Below are 14,030 nucleotides of genomic sequence, written 5' to 3'. Positions count from 1 at the left end.
CGCGCCTCAGCCGTTGTTGGGGAAGCTGCGCCATTTGGGCGCGATCACGGAGGGCCGACCCATGAACCTGATCGGACGCATCGTCACCAAGATCCTCGGCAACGAGAACCGCCCCGTCGACCGCGACGACCGGAACGCCAGCACGGCGACGCCGCTCGGCCGGCTCGTCACGAAGATTCTGGGCAAGTAAGGATCCCGGGCCGGCGAGCACGCCGCCGGCACCACGCCGGCGGCGCGCCCGCCCGGGCGCGCGGCGGAGCCGCTCGGACGATCAGTTCGCCACGGCGCTCGCGGTCGCCTTGAGCAGCGGCGCGGCCGGGATCGTGTGCTGCCAGAACGTGCCGGTCCGGCCCTTCTCGTAACCGGCCTCGTACAGAGCCCGCATGTAGGCGGTGTCGAAGCCCTTGGCGGCCGACGCCTTGGGGCCGTTCTCGTCGATGTAGGTGAGGTTGAAGCCGATGCCGTTGGCGCGTGCCAGCGCATAGGTCGCCGTCAGCGTCGCGCGGGAGCGGGCGCGGCTCGCCGTCGTGAAGGAGCGCTCGACGATCGAGAGCGTGTTGTCCTTCGTGACCTCGAAGTCCGGCTCCAGGCGGCCGTTGATCACCACGTAGATCTCGGCCTTGCCGCCGGTGCGGATCCGTCTATCGCGCAGCAGCAGTGTCTGCGGCAGAGTGAAGACCGGGGTCACAACTGACCCGTCCACATGCATCTCCTTGAAGCGCGCATCCCCGGCCGACACATCGATGAACTGGGGCGGGAAGACCGCCGGGATACTGGCGGAGGCCGCTAGGACGTCACGGAACAGCTCCCGGGCATTCGGCACGCCACTCCCCGCGATGGCGCCCATGTTCCAGATCACCGCCCGCTGGGAATCCAGATTCGTCGTCACGACGAGCAGGCGCCGGCCCTTCGCGTGCTCCTCGGCCACGGCCTTGAGGAGATCGTCCGTCACGTAGCGGTCGATGAGGCTGCGCAGCCGGCCGTCGCCGAACAGGCCGGAGCCGAACAGCACGTTCGCCAGGTTCGGCGAGGCCACCAGCTCGCCGGCGACGCCGCTCGTGTAGAACTCGGTCAGATAGGGGTCGTAGGCTGAGCCCAGGAACGCGAAGGGCGCGATCAGTGCACCGGTCGAAACGCCCGAGACCAGGGTGAAGTCCGGCCGCTTGCCGGATGCCGACCAGCCATTGAGCACGCCTGCCCCGTAGGCGCCGTCGCCGCCGCCGCCCGACAGGGCCAGATAAGAGAAGCCCTTGAGGCGCCGCTCCGGATTGGCGGCGAGCTCTGCGATCGTCTCCACCGACGCGTCGGCGAAGACGCGGGCGCCCGGAATGCCCGGCACGGTCGCGAACGCCGCCTGCTCGGCGGTGTAGGGCGTCCGCGGAACGCTGCCGCAGGCCGCCACCTGACCCGCCAGCCCGAACGCAATCGCCATGCGCAGGCTGACCTGACGAACACCCATCGTCACTTCCTCGAACCGCGTAACCCGCCCACTCTGCCACACGGAACGAGCTTGGCCGTATCGCCTGTTCCGTCTTAGCCGGCTCAGCGGAGCGATAAGGCCGCGCTGTTGCGGTGAGGTCACGATCACACGTGATCGGGGCGCAAGCGTGGCCGCTGCAGCAGGCTCGCCAGCCGCCGCCGCGCTGCGCCAATGTCGGTGGACAGGCGGCGCAGCGGCACGCGCCCGGAGCCTGCCTGCCCTTGCAAGCCGCGCGAACGCCGCGCTAGGGTTCCCCCGTGGCCTGGCGAGACAGGGTGTCGCACGCGATGCGGCAGCCGGCGCGCGAGGGTGCGTCTGCGCGGCGACATGGCCGGCCGAGATCCGGCTCCTGTTGGCCTGAAACACACGGACTCGCCTTCGGAAACGCAGCCGAGCCGCACGGGGCGGAGGGGATGATGGAAGCGGGTCTCGGCTGGACGGATGATCGCGTGGCGCTGCTGCGCCGGCTGTGGGAAGACGGGCAGAGCGCGAGCAAGATCGCGGCGCAGCTCGGCGGCGTCACCCGCAACGCGGTCATCGGCAAGGTCCACCGCCTGGGCCTCGCCGGGCGCGCACGGGGCGGCGAGGAGGCTCCCGCCGTTGCGCCGCCCGCGAAGTCCGTCGAGATCGAGACGGCCATTGCGGTGGTCGAGACACAGGCGCCGGAACCGGTCTCGATCCTGACGCACCGTCCGGCCCCGGAATTCCCGGCACCCGCGCCGACCCCCGAGCCGGTGGCCCTGGCGGTGTCGCAGCGTGTCACCATCATGGACCTGCGTGAATCCATGTGCCGCTGGCCGCTCGGCGACCCGACGACCCCGGAATTTCGCTTCTGCGGCGCCCGGTCGATCACTGGTCTGCCCTACTGCACCCACCACGCCGAGATCGCCTATCAGCCCGCCGCCGAACGGAAGCGCGATCGCCGCGTCGCCTCGTTCCGCTGAGGCGCCGCGCCTTCAGCGCAGGATCACACCGGCTTCGCGGAGGACGCGCGCGGTCCCGGCATTGACCCTGTCCGCCTGGACGAGGCCGACGAGGTTTTTCGGCTGGGCGTCGGTCAGATCGGTCCGCGCCAGCGTCCGGCCGACGCGATAGGCCGTCTCCTCGTCAAGCCCGGGCCGCGCGAGCACGAAGCTCCAGGATCCAACCGTCTCGATCGCGTCCGCCTGTCCGGCGAAGCTGCCGGCCGGAACCGTCAGGCGCCGCATCGCCGCGCCGGGCTGGGCGAGGCGGGCGATGGCGGCCTCGGACGGTCCGAAGAAGCGGGCACCGCCCGGGTCGCCGGCCAGGGCGTGGAAGCCCGGCCAGTCGAGTCCGCCGCCCCAGAGCGCATCGGCGTGGCCCTCCCGCACCAGGGTCGGACCGTCGCCGGCCCGATCGAGGAGGATCGGGCTGATATCCCGCTCAGGATCGAGGCCCGAGGCGCTGAGGGCGCTCCGGCCCATGACGGTGAGCCCCGATTTGTGTGTGCCGAGCACGACCCTGCGCCCGCGCAGATCCGCCACGGAGCGGATCGCGCTGCCGGCCTGAACCACGAACAATCCGGGCGTGGGGTACATCGGCGCCAGAACGGTCAGGCCGCCGCCCTCGGCAAGGGCCGGATAGGCGTACTCGCCCTGAACGAGGCCGAGATCGACACGACCGGCGCGAAGGAGGCCGATATTCTCGGCCGACCCGCCGGTCGCGCGCCGCTCGATCGTCAAGGCCGGGTCGGTCGCCGTGATGGCGGCGGAAAACGCCTCACCGAAGGCCGGGAACCCGCCCCCCGGCGTCGCGGTGGCGAGGACGACGCGGACCGTCTCCGCCGAGCGCGCCGGCCGCGCCAGCAACAGCCCGACCGCGGCCAGCAGCGCGATCCGGCGAGTCGGCCGTCGGGACGGATCACCGCCTTCGGGAACAGCGGTCGCCCCGATCCCGGTGGTCGAGTCCGCACGGTCAGGAGAATGAAATTCCATCAGGATCGGATCGCTCAATAAAGGCCTTCCACCCCGTGCCGAATGCTTGCGGAATTCCGGAAAGAACTTTCGACAACGGCACTTAGCCCAATTGCTCCCGCCGCGGCAACGCGATATCGCAGCCTCCGGTCCGGGACCGGCAGCACTTTCCGCGCAAGGACGATCCCTTGGCGGGATCTGTCCCGGACACGACATCTGTCCGACCCGTCACCACGAGCAGGAGTTCCGCGATGGCCGATACCCTCAACGCACCGGCGAAGGTCGGCCACGGCCGTGTCTACGGCTCTATCACAGAAACCATCGGCAACACGCCTCTGGTACGCCTGAACCGGCTGCCGAAGGAGCACGGGGTCGACGCCGAGATCCTGCTCAAGCTCGAATTCTTCAACCCGATCGCCAGTGTAAAGGACCGCATCGGCGTCAACATGATCGATGCCCTGGAGGCCTCGGGCAAGCTCCAGCCCGGCGGCACGCTGGTCGAGCCGACCTCGGGCAATACCGGCATCGCCCTCGCCTTCACGGCCGCAGCCCGTGGCTACCGGCTCATCCTTGTGATGCCTGAGACCATGTCCCTCGAGCGGCGCAAGATGCTCGCCTTCCTGGGTGCGGAGCTGGCGCTCACCCCCGGGGCGCAGGGCATGAAGGGCGCGATCGCCAAAGCCGAGGAATTGCTGAAGGAAATTCCCGGTTCGGTGATGCCGCAGCAATTCTCGAACCCGGCCAATCCGGAGATTCACCGGAAGACCACCGCCGAGGAGATTTGGAGCGACACTGGCGGCCAGCTCGACGCCTTCGTGGCTGGTGTCGGTACCGGCGGCACCGTGACGGGCGTCGGCGAGGTTCTGAAGCCGCGCCTCCCGAACCTGAAGATCTTCGCCGTGGAGCCGGAGGATTCCCCGGTGATCTCCGGCGGCCAGCCCGGCCCGCACAAGATCCAGGGCATCGGTGCCGGCTTCATCCCGGACAATCTGCACACCGACATCCTGGACGGCGTCCTGAAGGTCACCAACCAGGCTGCCTTCGAGACGTCTCGGGCGCTGGCCCGGTTGGAAGGCATCCCCGGCGGCATCTCCACCGGCGGCAACGTCGCCGCGGCGTTGGAACTGGCCAAGCGGCCCGAGTTCCAAGGCAAGCGCATTGTCACCGTCGCCTGCTCGTTCGCCGAGCGCTACATCTCATCGGCCCTGTTCGACGGGATCGGCTGAGGCAGACACCGGAGCGGCCCGCGCGCCGCTCCACAAACGGACCGCACCAGGATCGCGCCGGCGCAGGCCGGCGTGAGACTCCACCGGGGGATGAGCGCGCCTCATCACCCTGATCATTTGAATATTCTTTATCTGTATCCGATGTGTGAATATAGCTAAGACATTACTAGATTAATGTTTGGACGATCATTGCTTTTCGTCAGATGATTTTATGCACCCCTGCGAGGAGATGCCTTCAGGGTTCGGGCCTGGATTCAGAAAGATCTTTCCGCTAACGCCGCACCAAGCGATTGGACGGTGATTCATTCATGCGCGGCCTCTTGATACTCCTGTTCGGCCTCTGGGTTCAGGCGGCGATGGCGGGGGGCTTCGCAACTCACGACCTCACCGGGCTGGCCGAAGTTGCCCGAACGGCGCTCGGGCCGGACGCCACAGCACAGGTTGCGCCCGTGCATCTCAGCCTGCACTGCGCGGCCTGTACGGGCGCACCGACGCTGGAGCTGCAGCTCGGGCGCCTGACCGACGGAACCGAAAAGCGGGTCCGCTCCGGCAGAACATCCTTCGCCGCACTGGAGGCGATCTGCATCCAGCGCAATCCGGGATGCCGACTCTCGACTCTGCCTGCCGGTCGGGCGATCGGCTGGCTGAGCGTCTACGCGCTCGACAACGGTGCGGGTGCGACTGCCGTCATCCTGCGGGATGGCGATCTGCTGACGATCGAGGCTCAGGCGGCGGACCGTGGGGCCGCCGAGGACTCGGTGCGGCGCCTGACGCAGACCGTCCTGCCTCAGATCGTCGGGCCCTGACACTCGACCTGCGAGCTTTCGATCGCCGCTTCCCGCGCAACCCTCCTTCGCCGCCTCCGTTGTCCCACGAAGACGCAGCGAGGCGAGCCATGACAGACCAGAGCGGACGACCAGCGCGGGAGGGTGCCGACACCAACGGAACGACCGAGACCAAGACGCCGCGCGAGGTGTTCGGCCACGTGGAAGACCAGGCCAAGTCCGGTACCGATCTGGGCGAGGCCATCGACCGTGCCACTGCGGCCGTCGGCCAGGACGACGGGAAGCGCTGATGGTCAGGCCGACGAGCGATTCCGAAACGGTCACCCGCAAGCCTGACGACAAGGTCGGAACGCGCGGGACGCCACCCGCCGGGGGCGGCCATCAAACCCCCGAACAGGCGGCGATCACCGACATGGGATCCGATGGAATGCCGCAGAGCGAGCCGAAGGACGGTTGGGGTGCCACCGGAGAGCCGGGCCGCGCGCCGCCCGCAGTCGGCGGCTCGTCCGGCGGTCACTCGGATCAGAAAGCCTCACGGGGTCCGGCCGCCGACGCGAAGATCGCCGGCGGTCACTCGCGCGCCGAGCGGGAGAACCCGAAATGACCGAGCGCCGAGACACCGACCCGCAGCCGGAAAAGCCGAAGAACGTCGCACCCGACGCGGTCAAGGATCCAAACGAGAAGACCGAGGGCAAGCCCGGTCACGGGACCTCGACCGGTGGAACCCAGCACGACGAGACCGACCCCGGCAGCAGCTGACGCAAGCAGGTCGGCCGCTGCCGCCGCAATGGCGGAGCGGCCGCGCGGCCTTCAGGAGAGTCGGAACGGAATTGGCCCCGTCGCCAGCGGCACGTCCCCGGGACGGCAGCCGGTCTCGATGGAGGCGTAGCGGATCGCGTCCTGGCGGCTGCGGAAGATTCCTCCGGCTCGTCCTCCGGTCGCCATGGCCACCCAGTGTCCCTCGCCGTCCTGACCGACGAGGTAAGAGGGCGACGCAGCAGCCGGGGGGAGCGGCGGAAGTGGGTTCAACGCGACGGGCATCGATGTCACGGGGTTCACGCGGGCCTCTCCGGGCCGCCGTACCGAGGTATCGTCCCCGGCATAAGCGTTCGATGGGCCCGAGAGCGGCCAGAGATAAGGGCCGCATCAGCAACCGGGCCTGAGGGCCCGGTTGCCGGTTGTTCAGCTCAGGCGGCGTTTTCCTTCGAACGCTCGGCACGCTTGCGGTCGTTCGGATCGAGGATGGCCTTGCGCAGACGGATCGACTTCGGCGTCACCTCGACGAGTTCGTCGTCCTGGATCCAGGCCAGCGAACGCTCAAGGGTCATCCGGATCGGCGGGGTGAGGCGCACGGCCTCGTCCTTCGACGTCGTGCGGATGTTGGTGAGCTTCTTGCCCTTCAGCACGTTCACCTCGAGGTCGTTCTCGCGGTTGTGCTCGCCGACGATCATGCCCTGATACACCTTCCAGCCGGGCTCGATCATCATCGGGCCGCGGTCCTCCAGGTTCCACATGGCGTAGGCCACGGCCTCGCCCTGGTCGTTGGAGATCAGAACGCCGTTGCGCCGGCCCGGCATCTCGCCCTTGTAGGGCTCGTAGGCCTTGAACAGCCGGTTCATGATCGCGGTGCCGCGGGTGTCGGTCAGCAACTCGCCCTGGTAGCCGATCAGGCCGCGGGTCGGCGCATGGAAGACGAGGCGCAGGCGATTGCCGCCGGACGGCCGCATCTCCAGCATCTCGGCCTTCCGCTCGGACATCTTCTGCACGACGACGCCGGAATGCTCCTCGTCGACGTCGATCACGACCTCCTCGATCGGCTCAAGCAGTCCGCCCGCCTCGTCGCGCTCGAACACGACCCGCGGCCGCGACACGGCGATCTCGAAGCCTTCACGACGCATGGTCTCGATCAGGATCGAGAGCTGAAGCTCGCCGCGGCCCGAGACGTAGAAGCTGTCCTTGTCGGCTGCCTCCTCGATCTTCAGCGTGACATTGCCCTCGGCCTCCTTGAACAGGCGGTCGCGGATCATGCGGCTCGTGACCTTGTCGCCCTCGGTGCCGGCGAGCGGGCTGTCGTTGACGATGAACGACATCGTCACGGTCGGCGGATCGATCGGCTGGGCCTGGATCGGGGTCTCGACCTGCGGATCGCAGAAGGTGTCGGCCACGGTGCCCTTGATCAGGCCGGCGATCGAAACGATGTCGCCCGCCTCGCCGATCTCGATCGGCGCGCGCTCGAGGCCGCGGAAGGCGAGGATCTTCGACACGCGGCCGGTCTCGACGACCTTGCCGGTGCGGTCCAGCACCTTGATCTGCTGGTTCGGCTTCACCGAGCCGGCCGCGATGCGGCCGGTGATGATGCGGCCGAGGAACGGGTTGGCCTCCAGCAGGGTGCCGAGCATCCGGAACGGGCCCTCGTCGGTCCGGGCCGGGGGGACATGCTTAAGCACGAGCTCGAACAGCGGCTCCAGGCCCACCGACGGATCGGCCTCCGGGGTATCGGCCATCCAGCCGTTGCGGCCCGAACCGTAGAGGATCGGGAAGTCGAGCTGCTCGTCGGTGGCGTCGAGGGCGGCAAAGAGGTCGAACACCTCGTTCACGACCTCGTTGATCCGCGCATCCGGCCGGTCGACCTTGTTGATCGCCACGATCGGGCGCAGGCCGATCTTGAGCGCCTTGCCGACCACGAACTTGGTCTGCGGCATCGGGCCCTCGGCCGCGTCGACCAGCACGATCACGCCGTCGACCATCGACAGGATGCGCTCGACCTCACCGCCGAAATCAGCGTGGCCGGGGGTATCGACGATGTTGACGCGGGTGTCCTTCCAGAGGACCGAGGTCGCCTTGGCCAGGATCGTGATGCCACGTTCCTTCTCGAGGTCGTTCGAGTCCATCGCCCGCTCCTCGACCCGCTGATTCTCGCGGAAGGTGCCGGACTGGGCCAGCAGCTTGTCGACGAGCGTCGTCTTGCCGTGGTCGACGTGGGCGATGATGGCGATGTTGCGCAGATTCATGGCGGCCCGAAACGGGTTGTGCCGGCTCCCTGGCGGCCGCGCGGCGCGGCCGTCCGCGCCGGTTCAGGTACGGAGTCGTGGTGGTTGCGTCGCAATATAAGGACGCGCGCTCTTGAGCAAGGCCGCTGTTCTCATAGGGGCGCTGCGTGACCTGGAATGCTGGGGGCAGATGCCGGTGCCCGCACCCGGCGCGGGCCGCCGTTGCAGGGCAGCCCTGCGCGCCTGATTCTCTGCCGTCCGCCCTATATGACGGCGCGATGACACTGCGACCGGCCCGCTTCCGTTCGCATCGGGTTGTATTGGATGAAACCGGATCCCTCGGGTAGCGTATCGACCAGGATCAGGCGTCCGGCTGCGGCGATTCGGCCTTCGGGCCGCCAGGACGGGCTTTCGTCGGAAGGACACGATGCGCGCGCTTGAGCCGCGGCTGTTCCCGTATATCTGGCGCTATTCGAAGGGCGATCAGCTCCGAATCTGCGCCGTGGTGCTGGCGTCGCTCCCGTTCTATTTCGCCTCGCTCGACCTGCCGAAGCGCATCGTCAACGATGCGATTACCGGCAAGGCCTACGCGCACGGCGAGACGACTGCGCCGTTCCTCGAACTCACCGTGGAATGGCCCGCATTCCTCGGCGGCGGCACGACACATCTCTTCGAGGGGTTCCAGCTCGACCGGTTCGATCTGCTCCTGAGCCTGTCGACCCTGTTCCTCAGCCTCGTCCTGATCAACGGCGCGTTCAAGTTCTGGATCAACCTACAGAAGGGGATCCTCGGCGAGCGGATGCTGCGCCGCCTGCGATTCCAGCTGTTCTCGCTGATGCTGCGCTTCTCGCCGGAGACGCAGCGGGAGGTGAAATCCTCGGAGACGGCGACGATCATCCGCGACGAGGTCGAGCCCATCGGCTCCTTCATCGGTGACGCCATCGTGGTGCCGGTGTTCCTGGGCACCCAGGCCGCCACGGCGCTGGCCTTCATCATGATGCAGAACATGTGGCTCGGCATCGCGGCCGGCGGCATGGTCGCCGTGCAGATGATCGTGATCCCGCGGCTGCGACGCGAGATCATCCGCCTCAGCCGCCAACGCCAGATCGCGTCCCGGGCTCTCGCGGGACGCGTCGCCGAGGTGCTCGACGGGCTGCAGGCGGTGACGCTCAACGACACCGGCCGCTGGGAGCGGGCGGAGATCGGCGGCCGGCTCTACCGGCTCTACGATCTCCGGCTGCGGATCTACCGCCGCAAGTTCGCGGTGAAGTATCTCAACAACCTTCTCGCGCAGGTCACGCCGTTCCTGTTCTACGCCATCGGCGGCTATTTCGCCCTGAAGGGGCAGCTCGATATCGGGCAGCTCGTTGCGGTCCTCGCCGCCTACCGGGACCTGCCCCCGCCCCTGAAGGAGCTGATCGACTGGGACCAGCAGCGGCTCGATGTCGAGGTCAAATACGAGACCGTGGCGGCCCATTTCGGTCCCCACCGCCTGCTTCCGGCGGAGCATGAGTCCGAGCGCGCAGCGCCGCGCCTCGGCAGCCCGCTTCGGATCGAGGGTCTGCAGCTGCGCGATCCGCAGGGCGGCTCGCTGATCGAGGTCGGCGACGCGCAGGTGCCTCTCCCGGGGCGGCTCGCCCTGGTCCCTCCCGGCCCGATCGCGCAGGAATTCGCCCGGACCCTGGCCGGGCTGCAGACGCCTCCCGGAGGAACGATCCGGATCGGGGAGCACGACCTGTCGACATTGCCGCGACGCGACCACACGCGCCGCATCGCCTATGCGGGGGTTCAGCCCGTGCTGTTCCCCGGGACGCTGCGCGACAACATTCTCTACGGCTTGCGCACACACCCCTTGCGCACCAGAAGCCTCGACCTCAGCAAAGCGCGGATCAACGAGGCGGTGAAGACCGGCAATCCCTGCGACAGCGTCGAAGACCCCTGGATCGACTTCAACCGCCTTGGGGTCCGCGATGCCGCAGAACTCGACGATCATCTGATCGATCTGCTCGGCCGGCTCGACCTCGGCGATGAACTCTACCGATTCGGGCTCGGCGCCCTGAGTTCGGTGGCCCACGACACGCCGGTGGGCCAGCGGATGATCGCGGCGCGCGAGCACCTGCGCGAGCACTTTGCCCGGAAGGGCCTCGCCGACCTCGTGATTCCGTTCACCCGGGGGCGCTACAACGATCAGGCGACCGTGGCGGAGAATCTGCTATTCGGCGTCCCCCGTGACCCGACGCTGACGGATCCGCGCCGCTTGGCCGGGGTGCCCCTGTTCCGTGCGGCGCTGGAGAAGGTGAGGCTCCTCGACGACCTCGATCGGATGGGCCTCGCCATCGCCAGCAATCTCAAGGACATCTTCGCCGACGTGCCGCCGGGCCACCCCCTGTTCCGGAGATTCTCGCTGATCACACCGGACGCGCTGCCGGATTACCTGCGCCGGCTCGCGCGCCTGCCGACGGAGGGACGGCTGAGCGAGACCGACAGCGCAGCCTTCCTGGCCTTGGCCCTGGCTTATGTGGAGCCGCGGATGCGCTTCGGCTTGCTCGATCAGCCGCTGGTCAAGCGGATCGTCGGCGCGCGGGGCGTCGTGCAGGGCTTCATGCACGGGGACGATGGGTGCGACGTCGAATCCTATGATCCGAACCGGATCAACCCGCGCAGCACCGTCCTGGACAACCTTCTGTTCGGCCGCATCGATACGGCGCGGATGCACGGCGAGGCGCTGATCCAGAAGGAAGCCCGTGCGGTGTTCCGGGAGTTCGATCTGGAGCGGCCGATCCAGCGGCGCGGGCTGGAGAAGGAGGTCGGCAATCGCGGGCAGTTGCTCGCCGAGCGTGTCCGGGTTCGTCTCGGTCTGGCGCGTGCGATCCTGCGCGAGCCGGAGATCCTTGTGGTCGACCGGGTGGACGAGCATCTGGAGCGCGGCGTCGAAACGCTCCTCGACGTCACCGAGGCTGCTCTGCCGCGGGCCAGCCTCGTGGCGAGCCTGTCGCCGGAATCGGACCCTGCCCGGTTCCCCGGACACTTGCCGATCCAGAGTGCCGAAACGCGCCTGCGCACGGCGGCCGAATGACGTAAGCGTGACGGGTCCGCGCAGCGCGCGGGCGGCGGTTTACAGGCCTGCCCGTCTTCGGCACAGGATGGTGCCACATGCCCATACTCTCGGACGCATCCGCGACCCCGGACCGGACGATCCCCAGCCTCGCCGGACTGCCGCGCGTGGTGCCGCCGCACCGCGTGCCGCCGGAGCGGGAACTTCCTCTGGCCGCCTACCTGCGCTCCATCCGCGACAATGCGCTGGAAGGCTTCCCTCGGCGCGCCTTCGAGGAACCGGTCACCCGCCGGGGGCTGCTCGGACGGTCGAGCTTCGTGCTGAACGACCCGGAGGCGATCCGCCGGGTGTTGGTCGAGAATCAGGCGAATTACGCGCGCACCACCGGGACGACCCGGATCCTGCGCCCGATCCTCGGCGACGGGCTCCTGATCAGCGAAGGTTCGGCGTGGCGACATCAGCGCCGGACGTTGGCCCCGGCCTTCACGCCGCGGGCGATCGACGGGCTGGTGCCCCATATCGCGGCCGCCGTCACGGCCGGAATGGAGCGGATCGCCACCGAGGCCGCGGCGGGACCGGTTGACCTGTTCACGTCCTTCTACAGGCTCGCCCTCGAGATCGCCGGGCGTGCCATGTTCTCGGTGGGCATGGACGAGCACGGGACCGAGCTGCGCCAGTTCATCGCCGAGTATGCCGAGCGGATGGGGCGGCCGCACCTCCTCGACATCGTGATCCCCCCGGGGTGGCCGGTGCCCCTCGACTGGGCGCGAGGGCGGTTCCGGCGCCGATGGATCCCGTTCCTCGACCGGATCATCGCGGCGCGCCGTGAGGCTGAGCGGACCGAGGCGCATTCGGGCGACCTCCTCGACCTGCTCGCGGCCGCGCGCAATCCGGATACGGGCGCCGCCTTCACGGCCGACGAGTTGCGCGATCAGGTCGCCACCATGATCCTGGCCGGCCACGAGACCACGGCCGGGACGTTGTTCTGGGCGGCCTACCTGCTGGCCCTCGCACCGGAGATGCAGGAGCGGGTCGCCGCCGAGGCGCAGGCCGCCGACCTGACCGATCCCACCGGCTGCCAGAGCGACGGGCGGCTGCCGCTTACCCGCGCGGTGATCGACGAGACCCTGCGCCTGTACCCGGCGGCTTTCGTGGTGGTCCGGCGGGCGCTCGGCCCCGACACCGTGGCCGGCCATGCGGTGAAGGCGAGCGACATCGTCATGGTCAGCCCCTGGGTGCTCCACCGGCACCGGATGCTCTGGCCGGATCCGGACGCGTTCGATCCGGGCCGCTTCCTACCGGGCGCCTCTGCCCCGCGTCGCTTCGCTTACCTCCCGTTCGGAGCTGGCCCACGAGTCTGCATCGGTGCGCAATTCGCCTTGAGCGAGGCCGTCATGTCCCTGGCATGCGTCCTGAAGCGGTTCCGGCTGGTGCTCGACGAGCAGGAGCCGGTGTTGCCGCAAGCCGTCGTGACGACCCAGCCGGACCGGCCCGCCCGGTTCCGGCTGATCCCCCGCGAGCCCGTCAGCCCTTGATCCCTGTGATCGTCGTCGAGATCGCCCGGGGATCCCGCATCGGCCAGCGGCCGCTCTCCACCTGCGCCAGGAACTCGTCGAGAAGGCGATTATAGGCGTCCGGCTCCTCGACCGAGAGGGCATGGCCGGTATTGGGCAGTATGGCGAGGGCGGCGGAGGGAATGACCCGCTTGAGCATCAGGCTCGGGGCGAGGCAGGGCCAGTCCTCGTCGCCGGCGACGATAAGGGTCGGGACGGTCATGCGGCCGAGGGCGTCCGTGAGGTCGTAGAGCGACGGTCGCCCCTTCTGCACGCCGGCCTGGGTGTTGGCCGAGCCGAGGGCCGAGTGCTCGGCGAGCATCCGCTTGAACTCGGCGTGACCGCGCGGATCCTTGGTTTCGAACTGCACCCGCGTCGGCCCGACGGCGTAGCGCGCCGCGAAGGCCTCCATGCCGTCGCGGAGCAGCATCTCGGCGGTGGCGTCCGCCTCGGCGCGGAACAGGGCCTGCCGCTCGGGCTCCGCGCCGTAGCCGCAGCCGCCGAGGCAGAGCGACAGCGCGCGTTCCGGGTGCCGCAGGCCGAAATGCAGGGTCGCGAAGGCGCCCATCGAGATGCCGGCGACGTGGGCCTTCGGCGCGCCGAGATGATCGAGGACGGCCAGGATGTCGTCGGCGGCGCGCGCCTGCGAGTAGGCCGAGACGGACTCCGGCACGTCGGAGGGCGGGTAGCCCCGGGCGTTGAACGCGACCGCGCGGTAGCGCCGGCCGAAATGGCGCAGCTGCGCCTCGTAGCTGCGATGATCGCCGGCGAATTCGTGGACGAAGATCAGCGGCGTCCCCTGGCCGCTCTCCTCGTAGTGGAGCCGTATCCCGTCGTCCGTCGTGGCGCTCGGCATGGCGATCCTCTCATCGACCCCCCGGTTTTCCGAGATGGCGCGACGGGGCGCCCGGTCGAGACTCGATACCGGAGTTCGTGGGGGAACGACGAAGCCGCACCCGGCGGACCGGGCGCGGCTTGCGGATCTCCGTGCCGGCGGGGACGCTCCC

General features: G+C 68.8%; 13 protein-coding genes. 9 read left to right on the top strand and 4 right to left on the bottom strand.

What is annotated here, in order from left to right; translation table 11 throughout:
• Positions 1-61: 61 nt before the first annotated feature.
• A complete protein-coding gene (locus tag BLT59_RS14345; protein ID WP_012320301.1) occupies positions 62-190 on the top strand; it encodes a hypothetical protein in 129 nt (42 codons plus the stop codon).
• An 81-nt stretch (positions 191-271) separates the two neighbouring features.
• On the opposite strand, the gene BLT59_RS14340 is transcribed toward BLT59_RS14345, so the two are convergent.
• Positions 272-1,459, bottom strand: a complete 1,188-nt coding sequence (locus BLT59_RS14340; RefSeq protein ID WP_091781147.1) for a patatin-like phospholipase family protein — start codon at positions 1,457-1,459, stop codon at positions 272-274.
• Between the two features lie 437 nt (positions 1,460-1,896).
• On the opposite strand from BLT59_RS14340, the gene BLT59_RS14335 reads away from it, so the two are divergent.
• Positions 1,897-2,424, top strand: coding sequence for a GcrA family cell cycle regulator (locus BLT59_RS14335; protein WP_091781144.1), 528 nt, complete (start codon positions 1,897-1,899; stop codon positions 2,422-2,424).
• A 12-nt stretch (positions 2,425-2,436) separates the two neighbouring features.
• Here the strand turns inward: BLT59_RS14335 and BLT59_RS14330 are convergent, their stop codons facing one another.
• Positions 2,437-3,435, bottom strand: coding sequence for a TAXI family TRAP transporter solute-binding subunit (locus BLT59_RS14330; RefSeq protein WP_091781368.1), 999 nt, complete (start codon positions 3,433-3,435; stop codon positions 2,437-2,439).
• Between the two features lie 230 nt (positions 3,436-3,665).
• Here BLT59_RS14330 and cysK point away from each other — a divergent pair, with 230 nt between their 5' ends.
• The 5 genes from cysK (at position 3,666) to BLT59_RS31290 (ending at position 6,184) form a co-directional block, all read left to right on the top strand.
• Positions 3,666-4,640, top strand: a complete 975-nt coding sequence (cysK, locus tag BLT59_RS14325; RefSeq protein ID WP_091781141.1) for a cysteine synthase A — start codon at positions 3,666-3,668, stop codon at positions 4,638-4,640.
• 308 nt (positions 4,641-4,948) lie between these two features.
• Positions 4,949-5,446, top strand: a complete 498-nt coding sequence (locus BLT59_RS14320) for a hypothetical protein (RefSeq protein WP_091781138.1) — start codon at positions 4,949-4,951, stop codon at positions 5,444-5,446.
• Positions 5,447-5,535: 89 nt separating this feature from the next.
• Positions 5,536-5,715 (top strand): hypothetical protein, encoded by a 180-nt coding sequence (locus BLT59_RS14315; RefSeq protein ID WP_091781134.1) that lies wholly within the window; start codon positions 5,536-5,538, stop codon positions 5,713-5,715.
• On the top strand, positions 5,715-6,029 hold the full coding sequence (locus BLT59_RS14310; protein WP_091781129.1) for a hypothetical protein: 315 nt from the start codon (positions 5,715-5,717) through the stop codon (positions 6,027-6,029). The genes BLT59_RS14315 and BLT59_RS14310 overlap by 1 nt, the downstream gene beginning before the upstream one ends.
• Positions 6,026-6,184 (top strand): hypothetical protein, encoded by a 159-nt coding sequence (locus BLT59_RS31290; protein WP_175544013.1) that lies wholly within the window; start codon positions 6,026-6,028, stop codon positions 6,182-6,184. Before BLT59_RS14310 ends, BLT59_RS31290 begins: the two co-directional genes overlap by 4 nt.
• A 428-nt stretch (positions 6,185-6,612) precedes the next feature.
• Here BLT59_RS31290 and typA read toward each other — a convergent pair whose 3' ends face one another.
• Positions 6,613-8,436, bottom strand: coding sequence for a translational GTPase TypA (gene typA, locus BLT59_RS14300; RefSeq protein ID WP_091781123.1), 1,824 nt, complete (start codon positions 8,434-8,436; stop codon positions 6,613-6,615).
• A gap of 406 nt (positions 8,437-8,842) precedes the next feature.
• On the opposite strand from typA, the gene BLT59_RS14295 reads away from it, so the two are divergent.
• Positions 8,843-11,491, top strand: a complete 2,649-nt coding sequence (locus tag BLT59_RS14295; RefSeq protein WP_091781120.1) for an ABC transporter ATP-binding protein/permease — start codon at positions 8,843-8,845, stop codon at positions 11,489-11,491.
• A 77-nt stretch (positions 11,492-11,568) separates the two neighbouring features.
• Positions 11,569-13,005: a cytochrome P450 gene (locus BLT59_RS14290; RefSeq protein ID WP_091781117.1), complete on the top strand. Its 1,437-nt coding sequence runs from the start codon at positions 11,569-11,571 to the stop codon at positions 13,003-13,005.
• On the opposite strand, the gene BLT59_RS14285 is transcribed toward BLT59_RS14290, so the two are convergent.
• Positions 12,995-13,879 carry an alpha/beta fold hydrolase gene (locus tag BLT59_RS14285; RefSeq protein ID WP_091781114.1) on the bottom strand — a complete coding sequence of 295 codons (885 nt, stop codon included), beginning with the start codon at positions 13,877-13,879 and terminating at the stop codon, positions 12,995-12,997. The two genes, BLT59_RS14290 and BLT59_RS14285, sit on opposite strands and share 11 nt — an antisense overlap.
• Positions 13,880-14,030: the final 151 nt, after the last annotated feature.

The organism is Methylobacterium sp. UNC378MF, from assembly GCF_900103195.1.
In the GTDB taxonomy this organism is placed as follows: Bacteria; Pseudomonadota; Alphaproteobacteria; order Rhizobiales; family Beijerinckiaceae; genus Methylobacterium.
Note: the sequence above shows the minus strand (reverse complement) of the source record. Positions and strands in the feature narration are given on the sequence as shown.

Bases quoted from the DNA above. Each gene is read 5' to 3' on its own strand.
- BLT59_RS14345 (WP_012320301.1), top strand. From the start codon at position 62: ATGAACCTGATCGGACGCATCGTCACCAAGATCCTCGGCAACGAGAAC.
- BLT59_RS14340 (WP_091781147.1), bottom strand. From the start codon at position 1,459: ATGGGTGTTCGTCAGGTCAGCCTGCGCATGGCGATTGCGTTCGGGCTG.
- BLT59_RS14335 (WP_091781144.1), top strand. From the start codon at position 1,897: ATGGAAGCGGGTCTCGGCTGGACGGATGATCGCGTGGCGCTGCTGCGC.
- BLT59_RS14330 (WP_091781368.1), bottom strand. From the start codon at position 3,435: ATGGAATTTCATTCTCCTGACCGTGCGGACTCGACCACCGGGATCGGG.
- cysK (WP_091781141.1), top strand. From the start codon at position 3,666: ATGGCCGATACCCTCAACGCACCGGCGAAGGTCGGCCACGGCCGTGTC.
- BLT59_RS14320 (WP_091781138.1), top strand. From the start codon at position 4,949: ATGCGCGGCCTCTTGATACTCCTGTTCGGCCTCTGGGTTCAGGCGGCG.
- BLT59_RS14315 (WP_091781134.1), top strand. From the start codon at position 5,536: ATGACAGACCAGAGCGGACGACCAGCGCGGGAGGGTGCCGACACCAAC.
- BLT59_RS14310 (WP_091781129.1), top strand. From the start codon at position 5,715: ATGGTCAGGCCGACGAGCGATTCCGAAACGGTCACCCGCAAGCCTGAC.
- BLT59_RS31290 (WP_175544013.1), top strand. From the start codon at position 6,026: ATGACCGAGCGCCGAGACACCGACCCGCAGCCGGAAAAGCCGAAGAAC.
- typA (WP_091781123.1), bottom strand. From the start codon at position 8,436: ATGAATCTGCGCAACATCGCCATCATCGCCCACGTCGACCACGGCAAG.
- BLT59_RS14295 (WP_091781120.1), top strand. From the start codon at position 8,843: ATGCGCGCGCTTGAGCCGCGGCTGTTCCCGTATATCTGGCGCTATTCG.
- BLT59_RS14290 (WP_091781117.1), top strand. From the start codon at position 11,569: ATGCCCATACTCTCGGACGCATCCGCGACCCCGGACCGGACGATCCCC.
- BLT59_RS14285 (WP_091781114.1), bottom strand. From the start codon at position 13,879: ATGCCGAGCGCCACGACGGACGACGGGATACGGCTCCACTACGAGGAG.